Annotated in this window: 29 protein-coding genes; 6 read left to right on the top strand and 23 right to left on the bottom strand. The window is 38.4% G+C overall.

Annotated features, from left to right (window positions below; genetic code table 11):
• Positions 1–32: 32 nt before the first annotated feature.
• From V7O66_RS03415 to V7O66_RS03385, 7 genes are read right to left on the bottom strand one after another with little or no spacing between them, the layout of a single operon-like run.
• On the bottom strand, positions 33–929 hold the full coding sequence (locus V7O66_RS03415; protein WP_406661575.1) for a hypothetical protein: 897 nt from the start codon (positions 927–929) through the stop codon (positions 33–35).
• A 2-nt stretch (positions 930–931) separates the two neighbouring features.
• Positions 932–1111, bottom strand: coding sequence for a hypothetical protein (locus V7O66_RS03410; RefSeq protein WP_406661574.1), 180 nt, complete (start codon positions 1109–1111; stop codon positions 932–934).
• On the bottom strand, positions 1108–1485 hold the full coding sequence (locus tag V7O66_RS03405; protein ID WP_406661573.1) for a hypothetical protein: 378 nt from the start codon (positions 1483–1485) through the stop codon (positions 1108–1110). The genes V7O66_RS03410 and V7O66_RS03405 overlap by 4 nt, the downstream gene beginning before the upstream one ends.
• Complete coding sequence (locus V7O66_RS03400; protein WP_406661572.1) at positions 1485–1880, bottom strand: hypothetical protein; 396 nt, start codon at positions 1878–1880, stop codon at positions 1485–1487. Before V7O66_RS03400 ends, V7O66_RS03405 begins: the two co-directional genes overlap by 1 nt.
• Positions 1881–1889: 9 nt before the next feature.
• A complete protein-coding gene (locus tag V7O66_RS03395; RefSeq protein ID WP_406661571.1) occupies positions 1890–2273 on the bottom strand; it encodes a hypothetical protein in 384 nt (127 codons plus the stop codon).
• Positions 2274–2280: 7 nt separating this feature from the next.
• Positions 2281–2631: a hypothetical protein gene (locus V7O66_RS03390; RefSeq protein ID WP_406661570.1), complete on the bottom strand. Its 351-nt coding sequence runs from the start codon at positions 2629–2631 to the stop codon at positions 2281–2283.
• A gap of 9 nt (positions 2632–2640) precedes the next feature.
• Positions 2641–2964, bottom strand: a complete 324-nt coding sequence (locus V7O66_RS03385; RefSeq protein ID WP_406661569.1) for a hypothetical protein — start codon at positions 2962–2964, stop codon at positions 2641–2643.
• Positions 2965–3106: 142 nt separating this feature from the next.
• Here V7O66_RS03385 and V7O66_RS03380 point away from each other — a divergent pair, with 142 nt between their 5' ends.
• The gene (locus V7O66_RS03380) at positions 3107–3259 is read left to right on the top strand and encodes a hypothetical protein (RefSeq protein ID WP_406661568.1); all 153 of its coding nucleotides are present in this window, start codon (positions 3107–3109) and stop codon (positions 3257–3259) included.
• 441 nt (positions 3260–3700) lie between these two features.
• Positions 3701–4258, top strand: a complete 558-nt coding sequence (locus tag V7O66_RS03375) for a site-specific integrase (RefSeq protein ID WP_406661567.1) — start codon at positions 3701–3703, stop codon at positions 4256–4258.
• Positions 4259–4718: 460 nt separating this feature from the next.
• Here the strand turns inward: V7O66_RS03375 and V7O66_RS03370 are convergent, their stop codons facing one another.
• From V7O66_RS03370 to V7O66_RS03325, 10 genes are all read right to left on the bottom strand, one after another.
• Positions 4719–5483 (bottom strand): hypothetical protein, encoded by a 765-nt coding sequence (locus V7O66_RS03370; RefSeq protein ID WP_406661566.1) that lies wholly within the window; start codon positions 5481–5483, stop codon positions 4719–4721.
• Between the two features lie 162 nt (positions 5484–5645).
• Positions 5646–6398, bottom strand: a complete 753-nt coding sequence (locus V7O66_RS03365) for a hypothetical protein (protein WP_406661331.1) — start codon at positions 6396–6398, stop codon at positions 5646–5648.
• Positions 6399–6547: 149 nt separating this feature from the next.
• The gene (locus V7O66_RS03360; RefSeq protein WP_406661565.1) at positions 6548–6781 is read right to left on the bottom strand and encodes a hypothetical protein; all 234 of its coding nucleotides are present in this window, start codon (positions 6779–6781) and stop codon (positions 6548–6550) included.
• Between the two features lie 173 nt (positions 6782–6954).
• Positions 6955–7194: a hypothetical protein gene (locus tag V7O66_RS03355; RefSeq protein WP_406661564.1), complete on the bottom strand. Its 240-nt coding sequence runs from the start codon at positions 7192–7194 to the stop codon at positions 6955–6957.
• Positions 7195–7469: 275 nt separating this feature from the next.
• Entirely contained in the window at positions 7470–7916 is a 447-nt protein-coding gene (locus tag V7O66_RS03350) for an ASCH domain-containing protein (RefSeq protein ID WP_406661563.1), read from the bottom strand.
• Positions 7917–7932: 16 nt separating this feature from the next.
• Positions 7933–9390, bottom strand: coding sequence for a hypothetical protein (locus tag V7O66_RS03345; protein ID WP_406661562.1), 1458 nt, complete (start codon positions 9388–9390; stop codon positions 7933–7935).
• Positions 9391–9394: 4 nt separating this feature from the next.
• The gene (locus V7O66_RS03340; RefSeq protein WP_406661561.1) at positions 9395–9586 is read right to left on the bottom strand and encodes a hypothetical protein; all 192 of its coding nucleotides are present in this window, start codon (positions 9584–9586) and stop codon (positions 9395–9397) included.
• A 158-nt stretch (positions 9587–9744) separates the two neighbouring features.
• On the bottom strand, positions 9745–9969 hold the full coding sequence (locus tag V7O66_RS03335; RefSeq protein ID WP_406661560.1) for a hypothetical protein: 225 nt from the start codon (positions 9967–9969) through the stop codon (positions 9745–9747).
• 346 nt (positions 9970–10315) lie between these two features.
• The gene (locus V7O66_RS03330) at positions 10316–10495 is read right to left on the bottom strand and encodes a hypothetical protein (protein ID WP_406661559.1); all 180 of its coding nucleotides are present in this window, start codon (positions 10493–10495) and stop codon (positions 10316–10318) included.
• Entirely contained in the window at positions 10488–10682 is a 195-nt protein-coding gene (locus V7O66_RS03325; protein WP_406661558.1) for a ribbon-helix-helix domain-containing protein, read from the bottom strand. Before V7O66_RS03325 ends, V7O66_RS03330 begins: the two co-directional genes overlap by 8 nt.
• Before the next feature lie 139 nt (positions 10683–10821).
• Here V7O66_RS03325 and V7O66_RS03320 point away from each other — a divergent pair, with 139 nt between their 5' ends.
• Complete coding sequence (locus tag V7O66_RS03320; protein ID WP_406661557.1) at positions 10822–11220, top strand: hypothetical protein; 399 nt, start codon at positions 10822–10824, stop codon at positions 11218–11220.
• A gap of 81 nt (positions 11221–11301) precedes the next feature.
• On the opposite strand, the gene V7O66_RS03315 is transcribed toward V7O66_RS03320, so the two are convergent.
• Positions 11302–12258, bottom strand: coding sequence for a DUF4062 domain-containing protein (locus V7O66_RS03315; protein WP_406661556.1), 957 nt, complete (start codon positions 12256–12258; stop codon positions 11302–11304).
• 193 nt (positions 12259–12451) lie between these two features.
• Between V7O66_RS03315 and V7O66_RS03310 the strand changes: the two genes are divergently transcribed.
• Positions 12452–12628 (top strand): hypothetical protein, encoded by a 177-nt coding sequence (locus V7O66_RS03310; protein WP_406661555.1) that lies wholly within the window; start codon positions 12452–12454, stop codon positions 12626–12628.
• Positions 12629–12650: 22 nt separating this feature from the next.
• Here V7O66_RS03310 and V7O66_RS03305 read toward each other — a convergent pair whose 3' ends face one another.
• Together V7O66_RS03305 and V7O66_RS03300 are read right to left on the bottom strand one after the other, a co-directional pair.
• Positions 12651–15149 (bottom strand): hypothetical protein, encoded by a 2499-nt coding sequence (locus tag V7O66_RS03305; protein ID WP_406661554.1) that lies wholly within the window; start codon positions 15147–15149, stop codon positions 12651–12653.
• A 74-nt stretch (positions 15150–15223) separates the two neighbouring features.
• Positions 15224–15373, bottom strand: a complete 150-nt coding sequence (locus V7O66_RS03300) for a hypothetical protein (RefSeq protein WP_406661553.1) — start codon at positions 15371–15373, stop codon at positions 15224–15226.
• Between the two features lie 67 nt (positions 15374–15440).
• On the opposite strand from V7O66_RS03300, the gene V7O66_RS03295 reads away from it, so the two are divergent.
• Positions 15441–16052: a DUF3267 domain-containing protein gene (locus V7O66_RS03295; protein WP_406661552.1), complete on the top strand. Its 612-nt coding sequence runs from the start codon at positions 15441–15443 to the stop codon at positions 16050–16052.
• A 206-nt stretch (positions 16053–16258) separates the two neighbouring features.
• On the opposite strand, the gene V7O66_RS03290 is transcribed toward V7O66_RS03295, so the two are convergent.
• The 3 genes from V7O66_RS03290 to ileS all read right to left on the bottom strand — a co-directional run bounded on the left by V7O66_RS03290 (position 16259) and on the right by ileS (position 21472).
• On the bottom strand, positions 16259–17536 hold the full coding sequence (locus V7O66_RS03290; protein ID WP_406661551.1) for a tyrosine-type recombinase/integrase: 1278 nt from the start codon (positions 17534–17536) through the stop codon (positions 16259–16261).
• A 114-nt stretch (positions 17537–17650) separates the two neighbouring features.
• Positions 17651–18289, bottom strand: coding sequence for a 6-hydroxymethylpterin diphosphokinase MptE-like protein (locus V7O66_RS03285; protein ID WP_406661550.1), 639 nt, complete (start codon positions 18287–18289; stop codon positions 17651–17653).
• A 9-nt stretch (positions 18290–18298) separates the two neighbouring features.
• Positions 18299–21472: an isoleucine--tRNA ligase gene (gene ileS, locus V7O66_RS03280; protein WP_406661549.1), complete on the bottom strand. Its 3174-nt coding sequence runs from the start codon at positions 21470–21472 to the stop codon at positions 18299–18301.
• 273 nt (positions 21473–21745) lie between these two features.
• Here ileS and V7O66_RS03275 point away from each other — a divergent pair, with 273 nt between their 5' ends.
• On the top strand, positions 21746–22960 hold the full coding sequence (locus V7O66_RS03275; protein WP_406661548.1) for an FprA family A-type flavoprotein: 1215 nt from the start codon (positions 21746–21748) through the stop codon (positions 22958–22960).
• The last annotated feature ends 48 nt before the right edge of the window (positions 22961–23008 follow it).

Below are 23008 nucleotides of genomic sequence, written 5' to 3'. Positions count from 1 at the left end.
TATTTTCAAAATGGATAGCTAAGCTTATTATCCTACGTCATAATTCCTTGAGAAAGCTGATTAGCTTCTATTGATGCTGGTTTGCTTGTCTGCTCTCCGGGTGTTAGTTTTCCGAGATATCGAACATAGCCAAAGTCTGAGCCTTCTCCGTAATATGGGATTTTCATAATGTCGGTAAATGTCTTGTTTGGGAATGCTATTATAGCATCTTCTACAGACATTTTTTCATAGCGTTTATTGAATCTGCTAAGTTTGGGTTGCTCTTCTGAGCTAAAGGATCCACCCCGATTAATCATGAACCAATTAAAGGAAGAGCGTACACCCTTGCGTATTTTGTGCCAGTGATGGGTCGAGGCTATGAAACGGACCTTAAGACTTCTGAGCCTTTCAATGTTGTACTGGATCTCTGAACCGAAGGAAGAGTGTTTTTTGTCAAATGCATGACCTTTTGCAGGTGCTACTAAGTGAAATTCATCATAGAATATGGAGAGAGGAACGGGTATTTTGTAATCATGAGCTAAGTCTATGAGGTCTGAGAAGATGGCAGTTATTACAGGAGTGAAGTTTTTCGGGCTTCTTATGAATGGTTCAACACACAGCACGTTTACACGGCCTTTTTCCAGATTGAACCACACTTCTTTAGGATCAGTAAACCAGCTTTTCTTAATGTCTGCATTTTCACACTTGATGTTAATATCCATACCTTCGGGCATGATTATGTTTATTGGTGCAAGCTGAGCGACTAAGAGGATCTCGTTTGATTTCCCTGAATCGTTCCATAGTACTGTTTCATTGGGTGCTTCCTTTAGGATCCCTTCGAGCAGCCATATTAGATCCTGGGTTTTTCCACCTCCTGTTATACCCAATACTAAGAGGTGTTCACCTGGCTTTTTTAGGAATTGACGGGAAAAGAGAGTTTGCCAGCCCATGTTTACACCTCCTTTTTGCAGTTGTGCCTGTGCCAGAGTTCATTTATTCCATAGCCTATGCACATAGATATTATTGCAACTATTATGCATACTGTCTGGAAATCATGCCAAGTCATGGCCATATATTGAATCTGGTTTGTTGGTGCTAAGGTGAGGTTTGAGAGGTTGGATGGAGGAATCATTGGCTATCTTTCCCCCATTTAGTACCCTGGATCTCTTTCAGCATTGATGCAGATACAAGGTTATTTGATTCTATGACCTTGATCAGTTCAGTACGTGTTATATCGAGCTTCTTTTCATAGGCTATGCGTTTTTCAATGACTCCTTCATAGTCATCTAAGATTGGCTCATATGAATCTCTGAGAACTTCGACACGGCCTTTTATTGATTCTATGGTGCTTTTGTCTTTGTCACTCCATGCTAACATGGCTTCAACGTCTGAAAGGATGAGAGCTATGAGGTTTGTACGCTGATAGAGTGAAGCATTAGTTGTATAAATCAAGGATAGGAGAGCCTCGCCTAAGTGATACGAGAGAGGAGAATAATTTCTACTCATTAGCGTGACCCCCAAAGCCATGATAATGCGCCTTTTTTCTGGGTATTTTGTGGTTCAGGCTGCCCCATATCTGGAGAGGTTTGAGGGAGACTTTTTACGTATGATAGGAGCTTTTGTGCGTGACTGGCTGCGTATTCATATCTTCCGGCACGTTCCTTGCTGCGTGATAGACTTGCATAGTTTTCAAAAAATGACATCATGCCTGGAATTTCAACTACGCTTTTGTCAAAGGCTCGGAATAGTGCTACTGTGGCTATTTGTGGTTCGGTGAGGTCAAACATCGAATCTTCTTTTGATGTTACAAGCTCACCTATGGCTCTATTCTTTTGTGCATCGGCTGAGTATTTACTTACTGATTTATCCAGCGCTGCATCTATTTTTGATTCATCTGTCATGGTATCACCTCAGAATAGAAGTCCGAGAATACCCCCGAAGATGAACGCCATTATCAAGGATCGGGTTGTAGGTTTGAGGCCGAATGCTTCTTCCAGAAGGGAAGTATCAACGACCTTAGATAGAAGGGTAGGACTTGTTTTTAGATCTAAAACACTGGCATCTTTTGATATTTCAACAGTTACGCCTTTTTCTTTGTCAACAAGATAACACATCATTTTTTTTGTGGAGCTTAGTTTTAGTTCTATGGGGTCATGAAGTACCGCATATTCTTTATCGACAAGAGAATCATTGAGGAAATTGCCTACTTTGGTTAGCTTTTTGACTTCCAGAGATTTGCAGCCTTTTCCTATTAATAGCACATTTTCATTTTCGCCTTTCTTTAATAATCCCATGATTCCACTACCTGAATATTATTTTTGATACTCCTACGATCACTACAAAGAATGCTACAAAGGAGAGCAAAGAAGGAGTTTCTCTATTGAACAGATCAAGGGAGTTCAACGGATTGGAATACCAATAATCAATTCCTGGCTGGAAGACGATAAGATAATCATAGCTTGAATCAAGCTCTATTGAATCCGTACTATTGAAGGTTCCAATTAGTACGGGTTGGCCTGTTGCAGATTCAGCTTTATAGATCATTATCTCTTTTGCCCCTCCCATGTCAAGGTCTGAGAAAGTGACATTTGAAGCACTGGCTATGCTGGATAGTAACAGAATTGAAAGGAAAAAAAGAGAAAGGCGGTTCATGAGTGCCGCTCACTTAAAGATGGTCGTTGCGCTTTCAATGATCTTGATGATGGACTTGAAGAAACGCATTACAAAACCAACTACAGCAAGAATCATCAGAGTTGGTACAATCCCTGTTATCATTGCGCTGATAGATGGGAAAATTGTAACTATTCCATCAAGCATGGTTGTTATTTCAGACCAATTGACTGTTTCAGCTGATGCAAAACCAGTCATGAGAGCCATTGATACAAGGGAAAATAGACTTGCAACTCTCAAACGCTTTGTTGTTCCTTTCTGAACTATACCGCCCTTCTCAGGCTCATTGTCAGGATGTTTATTGATATCGGACATATTTTATCAAGGTTAAGTAAGAACTCCCATAATATATTCTTTATAAAAATAGTGACTTTATCACCAAAATATAGAGATTATCTTTACAGATTTATAACAATGATAAAATAGCGACATTGTCACCTATTTTTTAGTTTAATATATGTATGTACATACAAACATAAGAGAACTGGAAAAACTGGAGAGAAACCTTTGTTTCCTTGCTAATTTTGGGAGGTCCGGGGGAGCCGGGGAGGGTGCAGGGTGGTGGCTGGATACCTGGGAACCTGTCAGGAAGATCCACACTTCAATATAGAACTTAGAATACTATTACCTCAGTTTCAACTGCAATGTTGTAGAGTTAAAAATCATGGTTGTTTTGTTGAGTGTCTCAGCGAGTGAGACATACCCCTTAATCGTGTACCTAAGGGAACCCATCAAAAAAGCCTCGGACGCCGCGCAGCGGCGTAAATGCTGGGTACACATGATTTCAAAATGTAGCACCCATTTTCTAAAATCGCTACCGGCTAATTTTTAGAGAAAAAAAGAACCCTGTTTTTACAGTCCCACAGCATACATTGAAAAATACACTTCCAGCGGAAATCATACGGGGTTACTTTCATAAAAATACAATAATGTATGTTGTAGTTTTAACATAAAACTTAAACATTATTTCTACTGCCGGATGTGCTGGAAGGAATTTTTGAAGGAATAACAGATAATAATGTTTAAGTTTTAACAAAACCTAAATATAAATATGGATTCTATTTTTGTAAAAAAGATTCGGGTTCTAACACCCAATGATTATGATAAGATTCTTTCACAGATAGATAAGCCTTACCTGAGAAGGAGATTCTTAATTTTGTTCTGGTCTGGAATGAGATACGCAGAGTTTGAAAGGTTCCATGGTAATCCTGAATGGTATCTTAAAAGCAGGAATACAATTCATCTACCTGAACATGCTCAGAAGAAAGTTAAACGTAAGCAATTAGATCGATACATACATCCCCTTCCTGACTTGCTGCAGGAGATCATAACACAGTTCCATGAAGATCCTAAACCTTCCTCTATCCAGGGATGGAACCAGAGCTTAAAGAGGTGGGCTGAGAATGCAGGACTTGACCCAATAGGTTTTAGTGCCAAAACTACCCGGAAAAGTATAGAGTCCTGGATGATAGCTGCAGAAGTACCTGAGAACGTTGTCTATCTGAGACAAGGCCATGATAGGATAACTTCCCTGCAGCATTACCAGGGATTACCCTTCACTCCTGCAGAACGGATTGAGATAAAGAGAAGATTAGCAGGGTGGGTTTGAGTTACATAAACCTAGTGTTTTGTAGAATCATAGCTTCCGATTAGTCAAACTAATAGGAAATTATTTTCCACGCCCTCTAATGATGACACAAAAACCGAGATAGTATAAAAGGAAAATAACGTTTTTCGAGTATGTCGTTGGAAGTCGCAAAAGTGTTACGATGCACCATTCATTTCATCCAATTTTGATTCAACGTCTTTTAAAAATCTTTTAACCATCATAGACATAGCCGTGTAATCATGCCATGAAGCATCATAACAAATATCACATTCAATGCACCATAACTTTTGAGATGGTGATGGGATTAATAGATGACCACAACGAGAGCAACGCATACTAAGGGGAAGTTCTTTCATATTTAACCTCATCAAAATGTATTTTCTGAATACTATTTCCTCTTTTTGGCGGTTTAGGATTACTAAACAAAATCCAATTAAGAATAACATTTGTTGCATATTACTTATTCAGGAACAAGCACCTCTCCCCCAAAAGTAAATCTTTGTATGGAGTCTTCAGCTGCTATAACTGTGAGATTGCTTTCATTTGTTATTATTATAGAATTGAATGAATAGGGATACATTTCAAATTTGGGAGCAGACGTTGAGTATTTACTTGCAATTACCTGTGCTTCCTCATAGGTAACATCTTCATAGAAAGCTAGCCACAATTCTACCTGTCCATCATCTGTTCTTGCCCTCTCCGGGACGTTTAACCCAAAACTATGGTCGTACTTGTTCTTAACAGGTAATTCACCCATCCACCGGAGTCCGCTATCGGCTGGTAGGTCTGCAGCAGTTAAAATTTCTGGCATTGAAAATATGTATGTATATTCTGCAGCAACTCCTACGCGGTGAACTCCACACTCCTCTAATAATTCCAGTTGTTCTTCAAAGGGAATTGAATAAAACTGGAGCATTACGTGTTTTCTTTCAGTTTCGTTATATATGGATGTATTTTCCGGTATAGTCCCATTGATGAGATTTGCTCCAAATTCCATTGGTTCTGGAGTGTATATCTTACCGCCATAGTTTTCGAAAGTATACTCCGTTATTTCTAGTTCTTCTTCTGTATTTTCTTGAGATGATGTGGTATTATTCACTTGTTCAACTACTTCGGTTTCATCGTTACTTCTACTTTGATCCCACATAGAAAATGCTACAGCAGATATGACAAGAACAGCAACAAATGCGATTGTTACCCATTTAAGATGTAAATCGTTTCTCATAAAACTTCATCCAACAAATCTATTTTATTAAATTGTCAGTTTAAGCCTTAAAAAACTTTTGATTTCCTTTATTATGGGTTATCTTCATCCTTATTTCCTTTACTTGGCAGTTTAGGACTACTAAACAAAATCCAATTAAGAATTACATTTGTTGCATATTACTTATTCAGGAACTGGCTCATCTCCTCCAAAAACTATTCTTTCTATAGCGTCTTCAGTTGCTATAACTGTGAGATTGCTTTCATTTGTTACTATGATAGAATTGTATGAATAAGGATACATCTCAAATATGGGAGTGGATGAAGAATACTTGTTTGAAATCGTCTGTGCTTCCTCATAAGTTACATCCTCATAGAAGGCTAACCACAATTTTACCTGATCGTTATCTGTTTTTGCCCACGCTGGCACGTTTAAACCAAAACTAGGGTCATACTTATTCTCAACAGGTATCTCCCCCATCCAGCGAAGACCACTTTTATTAGATATGTCTGCAGGAGTTAGGTTTGCTGGCATTGAAACAATCATAGTAAAAGCCCCCCCTCCTCTTATATATCGAACACCAGAATCTTGCAAAATTTGCCTTTGGCTTTCATTTGGAGTAGCATAAAATTGAAGCAGTATATGCTTTCTTTCAGTTGCATTTCCCAGAATTACACTGTCATTTTCAATATTAGAACCAAATTCCATTGGTTCAGGAGTGTATATTTCCCCACCGTAATTAGTGAAAGTATATTTTGTTATTTCTATTTCTTCCTCTACATTATCCTGAGATGAAGATGTATTATTTACTTGTTCAATTGCTTCTGTTTCACCGTCACTTTTACTTTTATCCCACATAGAAAATGCTACAGTAGATATGACAAGAACAAGAACAAATGCGATTGTTATCCATTTTAGATGAAAATAATTTCTCATAAAACCCCACCCTACAAATATATTTTATTAAATGGTTAGTTTAAACCTTAAAAAACTTTTGATTTCCTTTATTATGGGTTATCTTCATCCCTGTTTCCTTTACTTGGCAGTTTAGGTTTCTCTTATTGAATAAACTGCTCTTATGATAATCAATTTCTTTTTAATTCCTTGATCAAATAAATAATATCAATGATTAAAAAAATAAGTAGAATCGGAACCATTAATAATGCCCGGATTGTAGGATACAACAAAAGTACTGATGTTGAGATTATTGCTGCAAGAAGAAGAATTACACGGAGCCATTTTGGTAAAGTTAAATATATAGAGCCAAGTGGTGTGTCATCAATTCCAGGCCTTATTGCAGATTTTAAATTTTTATCCATATATATAAAATCCTTGTCAAGATATATATGTAGATTCCATCACCACTTTCCTTTACTTGGCGATTATGGAATTTGGACTCTGTAGAAATCATCAATCAGGCTAAACATACAATCTTGGTGTGCAAACTCGAACCTAGCACCAATAAAAAAGATTAAAAGAGACTTCTGATTACTTATTTTAGCTGATATTTTTTCATTTCATATTTTGCCATCAGATTGGAACCGAAAACGTATACCAGGATGATAATACCCAACCAGATAAAATGTCCACCCAATTCAGGTCTGCCTATATATTTCAAGAGTAAGCCTATACTGAATATCACCATATTTGCCATGCCTACTTTTTTATTCTTTTTTACTGTTTCCGCATACATATCTTTGCGTACAAGGTATTCTTTTTTTTCATCCTTCACATTTTCACATCCAAGATATATGTATTATAATACCAGTGACTCAAATCCTTTTTGCCAAACGTTTACACTTCCTTTATTATGGGATATCGGAATCTATACTCTTCATGAGTTCTATTACCTAGATCAGTTCAGATGAATCGAAACCTCCCTGATTAGGGTAAAATTTCCATTGATCTTCTGAGCCTAATTCGATAGTACCAAACTAATATTTGCCATCAGCTACAACATTGTAACCAGGATAACTAGGAAACTTTGAAATTGTAAGTTCACTCATTTTAGACCACCTTCAACAGGCTCTTATCTATCTTGCTCCACACAATAGAACCCTTAAACTTGAACTCTACAGGCTCCACTTTTTGCACGTTCTCAAGCTCCCAAAAGTGCAGACCATCTTGATAATATGATAAAGGATTATGGTGATTATGAGCCAGTATTCTGAATGCCTCTGATGAGCCTACCGGGTAAGAGTCTACCAGCTCAGCAGTTGCTATTATTTGCCCCTGCTGGAGTGGTGGGATTGGCTTAAGCATCCCAGACATGAAGGTAAAGTAATGCTCAAGTTCTGAGTTCTTGGGCTTGGTCCTGCTTGCGTAGATTGCAATTGGTCCTCTTATGTTTGTGTTTCTGCTTCTAACTTCAAGTGTTTTGAATCCGTCAGCTATCAAAGAAGCCCAGGGCTGCTTTATAGCAAGTACTTTTATTTGTTCTTGATTTTCTTTCATGGTTTCACCTCTTCGATTATGATATTACACGACTGTGGCGCATGTTGCTTTTATTAGACATTATCAACACACGGACAGAATCGGACAAGCCTTCTTCCTTAATCTGTTTGCGGAGGCTCCGGGCTTTCCTGAAATCATCAACTATGATAGATTGTTTTTCTTTTGTGGAGGTTTTGACAGGCTTAAGGTTCTTTTTTCGTTCTCTGTAGTTCCTGATTACTCCGGAATCTATCAAGAGTTGACCCCAGTGCCTCTTAAATCCTATTTTGAAATATACGCACATATCCTCAAGGGTTTTCTTTGATTGCTTCCACAAGCTCTTTGATTTGAAAAATACATGAGTTACTGCCTTTCTTTTTGTCTCAATGATACCTTCACATTTCCAGATATTGATATAACGCCACAGAGAGCTTTTAGGGATTCCTGTGGCTTCCTGTATGGTCTTAAATTCTGTACATCCTTCTGACTGCAGGCCAATGTAAGCCAATACCTTAAGGGCGTTCCTGGGAGAACTAAAGTCTATATTCGTATCATGTTCAACGGGTTTATTGTAATCCCATTTAGGAAGATCATATCTGTATTTGTAGAGCTTTCCACCGTCAAAATATGAATCAGATACAAAGTCTATAGGATCTACAAAACTTAGCAGCTTGATAAGCAGGTTGTCTAAGTCTTTTTTCAGGTCCAGATATTCCTTGAAGGATGGATTTTCTTTTGAGTCCGAGTGCAGGAACACTTCTAACTTTGGATGCCTGAGAGGGTCGGAAGGGTCACGCTTCATGAAGTTTTTAATACGATAGGATTTAACGGAGTGCTGATATTTTGTCTGGATCCCACAGATGGAGAAATCCGGGCTATCAAGTTTGTACATGTCGTACTTTCCTGATACCATGTTTTTGATTAGTTTTGAGTCACCCATCATTGAGCTTTCAGATTCTATTTTCTGTAGCATCTGAACCATGGCGAATTCTTGAGTTTCATGATACCTGACATGTCGAGCCATCTGATAGATAGTAGACTTTGAGCGGTCTATGGCATCTTTGAATCTTGAAGCATCTATGTGATCCATAAACTCTCCGATTATGTTTATGTGCTCATCAAGTTCTATGTAGCTTGATTGTATGTGTATTTGAGCACCTATTGTAGGGAGATTAAGGACTTTTCCGGTCTTTGTCTTTGTACCTGCTCCGAAGAGTGGCTTTATGGTGTAGTTGCATTTTGAAGCGCCTACTGAATCTTTCCACTGTAGGATATATTCAAAGGACTGTTTCCCGGTCTTTGGGTTTATGAGTCCTCCGGGCTTGCTCCAGAATCTGAAACGCCTGTTTCCTAATGTGATACCGTGATTGTAGCGGTCTGTGACCTTGTTTACAAAATAGCTTACTGTGGCGTTGTATAGGTCAAGGTCTGGAACTAAGGCAAAAGCTCCAAACTCATGAGTAACTGGTGCTGCGAAATTGAAGGATTTACTCATAGCATCACCTTGAGAGAGCTACACGAGCCGCTACAATATCACCATACGCTTGCATAGTCTTACTTTTCTTGAAGTGAGGACAGGCAAGCACTCTTGATTTTACATCGCCGTTTGCATCTGTGAATTGAGCACAGGCATGATCGCAGCATTTCAGAAAATATGCCGGACGCTCTGAGCACTCTTTGCAGTAGCTCATTAAAAGACCTCCTGACACTCCTGGCATTTCCAGCAAGTCGGGGAAAAGTGCCCGGCTGGAGCTTTACAGATATGGCAGGGCCCGCAATCCCTTGAGGCTGCGCAGGTTTGAACCTTTGAGCATTTTTGATGCAGGTAAATAAGGTTTGATGCATCCATTCACACCACCCCGGCAGCTTCGAGAATCTTATTAAGAGTGTCCCTTCCCATGTGCAGTTTTCCGCATACGTAGCCTTTTGAGCCTGTTTGACGATAGAGCTTTAGCGCTTCTTTTCTTCGCTTAGGGGGCGTTTGGGATGGTGCAGTTTTTGGCTTCCTTGAGGATAGTTTTAGGTTTGCTTCCCATCTTGCCATCTCTTCAGGGTAGAGTTTGATAGCTGCCATTTAGTACACCCCCTTCATAGTCCATGATTTGAGCTTTCTACGTGGGGTTTTCTGTATTACATGATGAATATGTTTTCTAGATTGCTCGGCTTTGGTGTGTTGCCAGTTCAAGCTTTCACTTCCTTGGCAAGTATGGGGAGGACGTAATCAAAACCGAGCTTTTTTAATACTTCTTCCTTGAATATCTCTACACTACAATCAAAGCAATAACCGTCATGTAGCGATGGAATAGAAAAGGGATGATCGCATCTTTTACAGTTTAATTCTGTGGAACCATTAGTTATATGTGGTTTTAAGTCCAATTTAGCATTGGAGTGTTGATTTGAGGGGGTCCAATCCATACAAATCACTCTCCAACTACTGCTTTTAGTTTTTCAACAGCCATCCCTATTTTTCTTGCCATCGGGAAGCTGCTATTTTGCATTTCAACCAAACCGATGTTTTTATCAAGATCCAATAGTGCGTGAGCAGCATCGTGAGATAGGCTTATGGATTTTCCATCAAGGCTGATTGTGTAATCAGACATGGCAGGACACCTCTTTGATGGAAGAATGGCCATACTCATTTGATTCAAGAGCATTTTTGGTAAATGTTCTGATAGCATGACTTCTGTTTTCAAATTCGCCTTTTTCTATGAGTTTTTCAATTTTAGATATCATATTAGAAGGCATTTTTACAGAAACACCTTCTATTTCATTTTGTTTGGTTTGCATGTAACTCACCCAAGTTGTGTAACATACTATAACATAATGTATTACATATAAGTAATTTTTGGTGTTATGTGGTGTTTCCTTGTAACATCCTATATTAACTATGTTTTAATAATGTATGTTACAAACTGACAAATAGAACATGGCAAGCACAAGCGGTAGAATAATCAACGCCAGCGTTGGTCCAAAATTGAAGAAACAAGTTCAGGATATAGTTTTACAAAAACCTGAAAAATATAGGACAGTATCTGATTTTGTAACACAAGCACTTTTAGAATTGATTGCTAAAAATGAATCTAATATAGAGACAACTTATGGTACAAATCATCAGATTGCAGAGCCAAAGGTAGAATACGAATCTTCTCCTGCAAATCGTACTCACATTTTAGAGAAACTCGCATACAACTCTGAAAAACTTGCAGACAATGAAGAAAAGCTAGGTAACTATACTGAAGCATTGGATTATCGCAAGGAAGCTTCTAACTACTACAAAGAGTTGTTAGGTGAGATGGGTAGCAAGGAAAAAGAGAAGAGTGATTGAAAAAAGGAGAAAAATAAACTTCTTTAAAGTTGGGTACGGAGGCGATGAATGATATAGTTAGTTCTTTTAGTAATGGGATAATTAAATGTTATCCGAGTCTATTAATCGTGAATATAACCTATCATAATCTCTGTGCATTTTCCTACTGTCAATGAATCTCTGTTTTACGTCATCACTAACGTCAATATTGTCTATAAATTCATTATATGTTTCATTTTTCTTAAATTCATAGTAGAGTTTATCGATACTTAATCTGTCATCTTGACGCAAAATATGCTTGATCAAAGGATATGAATCAAAATAATGTTTCTTAAGTAGCTCCACCTTTTCTTCCTGTTTTTTGATGACTTCTTTGTAGTCATCCGGTTCAACTTTTCTCAGAATTGATTCTGTGTATTCACGCAAAGTTGTTGTTACTTGAGACAATTCCGCTATTTTTGTAGACATGTCTTCTAAGGTATCCTCATTCCTTTCCTTCAAAAGATAGTCGGCAAACAGTCCTGCCCATTGCTCTTTCAGCCAATTTGATATATCTTCAAACTTATCGAAGTCACGAATTGGATTATTTCGGTTTTGATTACTGATATCATCAATTAATTTGAAAACATTTACATTATCAACATAAGCATATTTTATTTCACACGCAGTGTCTTTATTTTCCCTGTAAGTGCGATATTCAGAATAGACATTTTTTTCGACAAAAATGTATATAGGAATCTCAGATTCTCTAGCAGTTAAATATTCCTGCATAGTTACAGAATTATAGTCTGGACAAGTGTCATTTTCATCTTTTTCTATTTTTCCATTTTCAGATGATGGACTTCCATAACGCCCACCTATAATTAGAATGAGAATATGACAAGTATTGATTTCTTTATAGCATGATGAATCAAGAGAGGTTTTGTGTTTATAAGGTACATCACCGTTTTCAAATAAAATTGGTGCATACCCCATATTTTCAATGAAAGCTTCAAGGCTGCTTCGAATGTGCTTTAAATCATAATATGTAGAACTCACAAAAATTCGTGGTTTTGTCATTTAAACACCTGAATATATTTGTAATCTTTCAAAATTATTAGATACATGCTATAAGTAACATTTATTGAATATATATTTTGTTTAATTATACCCAAATATTAAAAACGTACACTTTTTTCACGTTGTATATATCCCATAATAATTACGCAAAAAACACAGTTCGAATCAACCGTATGTATCTAAAATGTTGAGCTTGCCTGATCTAGCTCTGTACCTGGCATCTTCTTGGGAATGGAAGGTTGCAGTTTGTGGTATTGAAAAAGGAATGCTCTTAATGGTGTTTGGCAGCGAGGGGATGCAGGGAGCTATTGGGGGAGATGGGTGGTGGCAAAAAAAGAAGATCCTTGAGTTATTGATTGTAAACTCGTGACGATTAATTATCGAAATAGAAATTATTGACTAATTCTTCTTGCATCTTCTCTTAATAAATTCCATCTGCATTCATCTATTCCTTCCGGAATTGTTTCCTTTTCTAAAAGTTGTTTTATTAAGTAAATTCCTTCATCAATTAGTGTACTATATAAAGTTTCATCCATTCCTTGAAGATACTTGATAGAACCCGTTGATAACGCAGATATTATTCTAATTGCTTCGTGCTTGAATTGTAATATATGCGTCCAATCAAAATCTTCAATTTCAACGTCGTTTTTGGCAATATTGGCGAGAACACCTATATCATCAATCCCTTTGGAATAGAACAACGTTGCTAACTCTTCATCAATATCTTGAATTTTCAATAGTGTTCTCCATTCACTTATTTCACTGCTGCCAAACATTGCATCACGGAATCGAACCATAAATTCTGGACTCATTTTATTGAGAGGGGGTCTAATTGATCGATACAGTTTACCCTTGAAATTATCCGTACGATTAATATTTCGCTTGTACGCTGCAATAGCAGTTACAACTTCTGTTTTTTCTTCATCATAAAACCCATTATTTTCTCTGGTACTTCCTTCGGTCACTACTTCATGAGTATCGGTATTCATATTATATGAAAACTGGAGTAATCCATGAACACCATTTTGAACATCATCATGGCTAAGGAAGCCCCTTAAATTTAATACTATGATGATAGGAAGTTCCACATCGATATTTCCGCCATATAATTGACTCTTAAATTTATTCAAAAGTACATTTTTAGTTTTGCCACCAGGTATAGAAATAAAACCATGAGCAAATTTAACTTCCAACCTTTCTTCAATAGTTGCAATTTCAATTAATGCTTTTTCTCCATTATACTCTATCATTAAGTCTAGATTTTTTGGCTTTAACTTATCAATATCAGGTTCAGGAGTTATTTTAAAATAGGGTGCAAGTTTTGAAATTATTTCTACTTCTGCCAAAATGTTAATTCCATTATCAACATCCCTTAATTTAGCCCTCTTCATTCGAATACCATATTTGTCAAGAACAAAAAATGCATTTTCAAGGTATGAATGATATTGAATATAATCATCACTGAAAATATAATTTATAATATGTGGGTTTTGACTTTTTGCATTTTTGAGTAACCAAGAACTTCCAAAAGCCTTACACAAACAAGGTGCATTATTTAAATGTACATTGAGTTGTTCAAAATCAATTTCAACTCGCGGACTCGTAATTTCTTTTAGTACTACTAAAGATTTTAGTGTTTTCTCTTTGTTTTCATAACCTTCAGTTGTATCGGCGCCAAAATTTATTCCTTTTGTTAATTTTGCATAATCAATTGCATTTTTTTCTGCAAAGTATTGAACCAATTGAATAGCATTTTCCCTAACGTCGTTTACTCTATAATCGTTAATACTCTTCGTTAAGATTAAACCTAGTGATTTTAAAATGCATGACTCTTTTCTTTTGTCATCTTTCCACTTATTGCACCATAAAATCCATTTTTCATGAGATAAAAATAAACTTTCTAATAAACCTACACACGTGTATTTCAAAATTGTATTGCCAGCATCGATTTCATCTTCAATTAAATGAATTATTGGTTCATTTCCCACATCCTTGATTATTGTTTCTAGATAAGAATCCATTAACTTGAGTCTCTTCGGTTCATGCGATCTATTTCTTATTCTTTCAGCAACAAAACTAGAGTCATGTTCATAGATTTTTGCAAGTCCATGATCAATCCAATGTTCATCGGCATTTTCAGATTCTAATATTTCTATTGCTTTTTTCAAAATATAAATTGCTTTTGGGAAATTATTTTTCCAAGATTGAATATACAAAATAGCTGCATTACTTCCTCTTTTTACAATTTCATTTTCAATAACATCTTGAAAAACATCGGATTTTAATGTAGAGGCAATTTGAAGACATCTAATTAAATAGAAGTTATTTTCTTCTGATATATTTGATGAAATATCTTTCAAAATATTAAAATATTCAATATTTTTGGCATCCATATCTTTAGTGGTATTTAGTAGAGATACTAAAGAACATCTTTGAAAGCTAGCGTTTTCACTCTTAAGCCCATTCTTAAGAAATTCATTCGCTTCAGGAAGCGTAGTATATATCATTGATAAAATGATTCCAGCAGACAATCCTTTTTCGTCACCCATGTTAACCATAGACTTAACAATTGAAAAAGAGACATCTAATTTATCGAGTACTGTATCTTTAATAATTTGGTCAGCGTATTTACAATTACAGTATTGATATGGACCCTCAAGAAATTGACAAATTAAACTGATAAAATCATCTGTATCATCAAATAAATTTATTATAATGTATGATAAGATATCGCAATGCATGTAACGTTCTTGTAACAAAAAGTTTGCTACGGAGTAAAGAGAAGCTTCATCTAAAAGATTAATTTCCATCTCCATTTCAGATTGTGTTTTAGCAGATAAACTATCAACAAAATGACTTGGATCACTCGTATTTATTACTACATTTGTCATAATTATTGTATGATTGTTTAAAAAATATATATAGTCTCCCTGCAAATACTATGTGAGAGTATTTTAATACTGATTTAGTTAATTCTCCCATCTTTTGCATTTGCTAAATCTGCTTCTAAAATGCCGGGCTTGTCTAATCTAGCTCTCACTAGGCATCTCCTTGGGAATGGAAGGTTGCAGCTCATGGTATTGAAAAAGGAATGCTCTTCTACTATATCGGACATGTTGGAAGGGTTGAAAATGAAATTGGCAAATATTTATTGTCAAGAACTATAATAAAGAGATATTGCTATGCAGATACGCAATAAAATCCCTGAAACTGATCTTGAAAAGCATCTTGAATTGATTAATAGCCATTGGAATCAATTGAAAGAGCCTCAAAATCTGATGAATGCTATTTTGTTATCGATTCCAATAATGTTTTTGAATGCGTTGATAACAATTGGAATCATTCAAGTTGTTTCACCGAGTTCGTTAACAGATATCAATATTAGTTTACGTAGCTTATCTATAACCATAGATTTGTATGATATTGTAGGCTTGATACTACTATTGATGATACATGAGCTTCTACATTTGATTTTCATTCCAAACTTTACCAAGTCAAACAATACCTATATCGGAATTACTCCATTTGGTGGATTCGTTTATACAGAAGATAAGTTATTGAGACTAAGATATATTATCGTTACAATTGCTCCTTTTATTCTTATCTCAATAATAGCACCCATAATACTTGGAAATATGGGACTACTGACCCCATTTATAATATTTTTGATTTTGTTAAACTCTATGGCATCTTCAGTAGATATACTGATTTTTATCCTTATATTATTCCAAGTTCCTTCTAACTCATATCTAAGAAGCAATGGGATGAATACCTACTGGAAAATAGTTCAATAAACCGAAAAGGGGCTCTGTAGAAAACCTCCCTAAATCAACATCAATTGGACTAAATCCACATTTATTATCACCAAAATATTGAGGATTTCTACAGAGCCCGAAAAGGCACAATTCAAATCAACCGTATGTATCTAAAATATCGGGCTTGCCTGATCTAGCTCTGTACCTGGTATCTTCTTACCAACAAGATACTGAGTTTGCTATATTCATTCACTCTCATCCAAGAGTTTGGCGAGTCCTGGGTGCTTACTGACCATCTTTGTTAGCTCAGCCATCTTTTGCATGTCCTGTTGCATCTGTTCAATCCGTTGGTTCATCATTGTCATCTCATCTAGCTTAACCACATTTTGCGCCGTAACTTTAGTTAGGACTTCATTCTCACTAACGATCTTCTGATACTCAGGTGACTCAGATATATCAAGCTCTTTGGATATTGTGAGGTGTGGAACATACTTTTGATAAATTGACTTTAATTTCTCAGGATTACCTTCAAAATAAGCATCCTTTGAACCATCTAACTGATGACCCATAAAGTACTCGATCAGATCCCCATCCAATCCCTCATTTTTCAAAGTAGTATTAAAATACTTTCTCATATTGTGACTTCGCAGAAGATTAAAAACCCCAGGAGGAGATACAGCATTTAATTGCGCAGACAGTCGAGCATAAACGTCACGGATATTTTTTGCTTTCAGCTTTCTTTTATCCTCATCCCGTAGCAATAAATAATCTCTTGAAACTGATTTTTTAATAAAAATATAACTATCATCAGTCACTTTGCGTTTTTCACACTCTATTAAAAAACGCTGCTCATTACCTGAAGGAGCCCTATCCCTCCACTCCAAATATTTGATAATAGCTCTTGACGCTTCTGGAGAAATAAACGTGATAAAGTCTACTCCAACCTTCCTTCTTCTCATGTCAAAAGTAGTTATCTCAGTGTCAGGATCATACCCTTCCCAAAACTGCTGTACATTCAAGCTTGCAATTTCTGCAGAAGCCATTCCACTGCTGATACCTATTAGTATCATAGCTGTCTCCCTTGGACCAGCAATAGACAAAGCTTGCCTTATCAAATCCTTATCTGCTCTCTTTAAATTCTCTTTTTTGGACTTGTTGGTTTTCTTTGAATTTCGTGGCTGTTTAGGGGTTTCGATATAAAAATAATTATAAAAAGCAACAATCTTCGAAACAAAACCTGATATAGTGCCGGGAGCAAGTTTTTTTCCAGTATATGCATGGCTCTGATCTTGTAAGTATTGTCTAAATCCAGGTATGCGAATAAATATTGTTCTATCAGGCATCAAAAGCCCTGCATGTATGTCTTTTTTGGCATCCTCTATAAGTTCGCCAGGTGTTAATCCAGTAAAATTAGTATAATGTTTAAGTGCATTCAAGTAGCCAAGCTTTGTGCTATCAGCCGGGTTAATCATCGTAAACAGTTTGATGACAGTTTGATCCTTTTTCAAATCACTATAATCCATACATGTAAAAAAGTAAAAATACTACTTTAATGTAACTTTTTATTGCGAAAATATAAATAGATTCTGATAAAATCACAATCCAGAAGGACTCATGAAAAATATAAAAAGATGATATTAGAAATCATCAGAAATTATCATGTCTATAAGTTTCTTGGCCCAGTTGAGTTTCTTCTTCTTTATGGATGTAACCTCCGGGTCAGTGAAATCAAAGCCTATCAGTGTAATGCTGGCTGCACCGAATTCTTTTGCAAGGAAAACGCAGCGATCACCATCACTGAAACCGCCAAAATTATAAACATTGGAAAGCGGAAACGACTGGGTGCTACCTATCATGTCCTGCATAAGCGGAACATATTTTTCCAGTTTATCAGTATTATCCCCGTGGGCGTGTACTACAACAATAGAACCACGGCTGTTGGCCAATATCTCTTTTTCAACGTCCCCGTCAAGGTCAGTTACTATTACATCAGGCACAACATCCCTTTCGATCAAGGCACTTGCAGCACCATCGGCAACCACAAGCAAGTAATCATCCAGATCAACAAGGTCCAGCTCAGTTCTGAGTGTGGGAGCGTTACCACAAACAAGAACATCCCGCCCATCTATGAGTTCACCGAGAACCGAGGGTTCAACTGAGTTAGACGGATCAAGCATATGTGAGAGCATGATGGCTGCACGCTCATCATCCTCTCTGCTAAAGCCCATGTCCTCAAGGACCCTTGAGTAAATGGGCTCCCATTTTTCAAATTCCATATTTATCGTTCATGCAGGAGTAATTCCAATGCTCATGGAAATTCCTTCGACATCCCAGTCTTTCACAAGATCACCAGTTGTTTCCACATCAAGTGCTATGACCTGAAGATCAGCCCTGACCTCTTTTGCAATTAGCTGTTCGAGCTCGATAACAAGATCAAGAACTCTCTCATCATCGATCCTGATAAGAGCCTTTATTCCCTGATCTACCGGAAGGTTGAGTTCCTTTCTCATGTCCTGCACCCTGCGGATAACTTCCCTTGAGTATCCTTCAGATTCGATCTCACGAGTCAGTTGTGCATCCACATAGATAACTCCGGCACTTGAATCAGCACTTGCAACCATTTCAGGAACTGTTTCCTCGAAATTGACCATCCCGGATGTAATGGTTATGGTTTCTCCACCAGCAATTTCGGTTTCAAATCCACCGCTTGCAAGAGCTTTTTTGAGCTCAGTCACATCTGCCTGCTTGATGGCAGCTATGACCTTTCCTGCATCAGCCTTGAACACAGGACCAATGGCACCTGGGTTTGGAACAGCTTCAAAGCCAAGTTCATCCCATGACTCCCCAACACCTGTAAGGACAATGTCCTTGGAATTGGTCTGGTCCATCAGGACAGATCTGAGTCTGGAAGCTGCTTCAACTGCCTGTTCACTTGTCGGGCTGACAATTATGCGGCTTACAGGCCACCTGAGTTTCCTGCCTACCTTCTGGCGTGCGTTGGATGCGGATTCCACCACAGACCTGATGAGCTTCATGTGAGTCTCAAGATCAGTGTCAACAAAGGATTCGTCAACAACCGGCCAGTCGCACATGTGTACTGATTCAGGTGCTTGTGCATCAACATTTCTAACGAGGTTCTGGTACATTTCCTCGGCAAGATGTGGCATGAAAGGCGCAATTACCTTTGCTACAATGACAAATACATCGTAAAGCACACGATAAACTGCCAGTTTGTCAGGATCATCTGCCTCTACCCATGTCCTTGGACGGATAAGCTGTATGTACCACCTGGAAAGGTCCTCCAGTATGAACTCATTGATTGCTCTTAGTGCCTTTTGGAGTGTATACTGGTCCATGGCCTTATTCACATCAGTAATGAGTGACTGGGCTCTTGAAAGGATCCATTTGTCCTCTTCCCTCAGGTATTCCCTGACAGATTCCATTGATACCTTTAAAGGATCGAATTTGTCCAGTACCATGTATGGCAGTGGGAAACGATAGACATTCCAGAGGATGTTCAGTGTCCTGTTGATAGTAGCGAGTTCGTCGCCGTTGAACTTGAGGTCTTCCCATGGAGCACTTGCAGACAAAACAAAACTACGCAGGCTATCTGCCCCATACTTTTCAATTACTTCTGAGGGTGCTACCACATTACCGACACTCTTGGACATCTTCTTTCCGGAACCATCCAGTGTGAACCCGTGCATAAGCACGCTCTTGTAAGGTGCCTTTCCAAATGCCACCATACTGGCGCCAAGCTGTGAATAGAACCATCCACGTGTCTGGTCATGACCTTCTGTGATGAAATCAGCTGGCCACCATTCATCGAATTCCTCGCTGTTCTTTGGGAATCTCAATGTAGCCCATGAAGCAACTGCAGAGTCAAACCATACATCAAAGACATCCTCAACACGTGACATCTTACCACCACATTCACAGTCAAGTTTGATAGCATCCACATATGGCCTGTGAAGTTCAAGGTCCTCCGGTGCATCTGACTTTTCAATGAGTTCTTCCCTGGTACCTATGACCTGCATGTTGTCACAACTGTCACACTTCCAGACAGGAATTGGGATACCCCAATAACGCTGGCGGGATACACACCAGTCACGTGCACCTTCGACCCAGTCCTTGAACCTTGCAGAGCCTGCCCATTCAGGATACCATTTCACATTCTGTATCTCGACGAGCATCTGCTCTTTGAGTTCCCCGATCTTTATGAACCACTGTTCTGTAGCGAGATAAATGATAGGTGTCTTACATCTCCAGCAGTGACCATATCTGTGGCTGATTGTTTTTTCTGCAAGCAACAAACCACGTTCTTTAAGGTCCTCTATAACTACCTTGTTTGCCTCGCGGATGTGCATGTCAGCATATTCACCAGCTTCTTCTGTGTACCTGCCGTCGGAACCGACCGGACAGAAGATTGGCAGGTTGTTCTTTACACCGACATCAAAATCGTCCATACCATGGCCTGGTGCAATGTGCACACAGCCTGTATTTTCTGCGGTTACGTAGTCAGCAAGATAGACATTATGCTCAATAGCTGCCTGTTTTGGTACCTTGTCTGCAAGTGCATGCTCGTAAGAGAGACCTGTGAGGTCCTCACCGAGCATTGTTCCAACGATCTCAAAGTCAACATACCTCCCCTTCCTGAGAACATTATCAACAAGCTCTGATGCCACGATCAATGTTTCCTCTTTTCCATCGGAAGCAATTGCCTTGACCCTTGAGTATTCAAAGGAGGGGTGAACTGCAACAGCTATGTTTGAGGGAATTGTCCATGGGGTGGTTGTCCAGATAACGAGATAGGTGCTTTCCTCATCCTTCACCTTGAACTTAACGAATATTGAAGGGTCAGTCTTATCATCGTATTCAACTTCAGAGTCTGCGATTGCGGTTTCGCATCTTGGACACCAGTTGACAACACGTTTTCCCTGCTCAAGCAGGTCCTTCTCATGGGCACGTTTGAGAGTCCACCATGCAGCTTCGATATACTCATCACGAAGTGTCATGTAAGGGTCTTTCCAGTCAAGCCATGCTCCAAGCATCTGGAACTGACCGGTCATGTCATCCTTCTGGTTCAGGGCAAATTCCTTACATTTATCGATGAAATTGCCAACTCCATAAGACTCGATGTCCTTCTTGGATGTAAATCCAAGTGCACCCTCGACCTTTACCTCAATGGGCAGTCCATGCATATCCCATCCGGCACGGTCCATGATATCAAAACCATTCATAGAACGGTAGCGTAAGATAGAATCCTTAATTATCTTGTTCCATGCAGTACCAAGGTGGATGTGTCCTGTTGTATAAGGTGGACCATCTACGAAAAAGAATTTTTTTCCACCTTTTCTAAGCTCACGTACCCTGGAGTACGCATCTGTTTCCTCCCAGAATTCATGAGTCTTACTCTCAATCTTTTCTGAGTCATACTGATTAGTGATCTCCTCTATCATCTAAGGTGCTCCATAGTAAATTTTGATCTGGGTATTCCTACTGCAATATTTAATTTAAACGTATGGTCTGTATACTAATTGTTAGTTCCATCCATATTTATGAAATCCACGTATTTACGTAGAATTTATGACTATGATCAACAAAAAATGAGCATGCACATATTTAATGATTTGTTTTTGATTAGAGTTACCCACCATCCTGCCTTCTAAACACAATATTATATGTCAAAAGCACCAACTATTATTACCAACTCATATTTTTTAGACTACTAAATGCCAGACAAAAAGGTGATTCACATGAATGCATATGCCATACCCGAGATATCTGAGAACGTGTTCTGGGTGGGATCAAAGGACTGGAACCGCCGTCTCTTTGATGCACTAATACCACTTCCACAAGGAACAACCTACAATGCCTATTTTGTGAAGGGAAACGAGAAGACTGCCCTCATAGACTCTGTAAATCCCGGATTTGAAAAGGAACTTGAGGGAAAGATCGAGCAGATAAGCAGCGTTAAGGATCTTGACTATCTGGTCATGAACCATGCAGAACCAGACCACTCCGGCTCTATTCCCTACATCTTAAACCTTGCACCAAAAGCTGTGCTTGTTACCACAGAGAAAGGAGCGAAGATGGCAACAATGTATCACAACATACCGCAAGAAAGGATGATGATAGTCAAACAGGGAGATAGCCTTGACCTTGGCGGAAAGACCCTGAAATTTGTTGAAGCTCCCTGGCTACACTGGCCGGAAACCATGTTCACATTCCTTGAAGAGGACAGGGTACTTTTCTCATGTGATTTCTTCGGTGCACACACTGCCTTTGGATTCTATGATGACGATGTTGAAGACCTCATCAGCCTTGCAAAAAGGTACTTCGGAGAGATAATGATGCCCTTTAAGGGACTTGGAAAGAAAGGTCTGGAAAAGGCAAGGGAACTCGACCCACTTATCATCGCACCAAGTCACGGTCCCCTGTACAGGAACCCCGAGAGGATATTCGAAGCTTACAGCGACTGGACTGTCGGAAAAACGAAGGAAAAGGTCATCATCCCCTACGTAAGCATGTGGAATTCAACTGAGAACATGGTAAAGGTAATTGTCGAGACGCTTATTGCCGAAGGGATAGAGGTCTGCCTCTACAATCTGGCAAACGCGGACATCGGCGACATTGCAAAAGACCTTGTGGATTCACGCGGCATTGTTGTGGGAACCCCTACCTTGCTTGGAGGCATGCATCCTCTTGCCTTGAATGCTGTGAACCTGGCCAAGGTACTGCGTCCACCCTTCAAGTATGCTGCTGCCCTTAGTTCTTATGGATGGGGAGGCGGTGCACTGAACCAACTCCAGAAGATACTAGAGACTACAAAGCTGGAGATAGTAGGTGCAGTAGATGTAAACGGCCCCTGCAAAGAGGAAGATTTCGATAAGGTCAGAGAACTTGGCATGGAACTTGCCAGAAAGATCAAAGAGGATTCAGAGTAAATTCTCATTTTAATTTTTGGAACGAAAAAATAAAAAATAAATGATATG

This window comes from Methanolobus sp. ZRKC3 (genome assembly GCF_045291275.1).
In the GTDB taxonomy this organism is placed as follows: domain Archaea; phylum Halobacteriota; class Methanosarcinia; order Methanosarcinales; family Methanosarcinaceae; genus Methanolobus.
The sequence above is the reverse complement of the archived record's forward strand: the minus strand, read 5'-3'. Positions and strand labels throughout refer to the sequence as shown.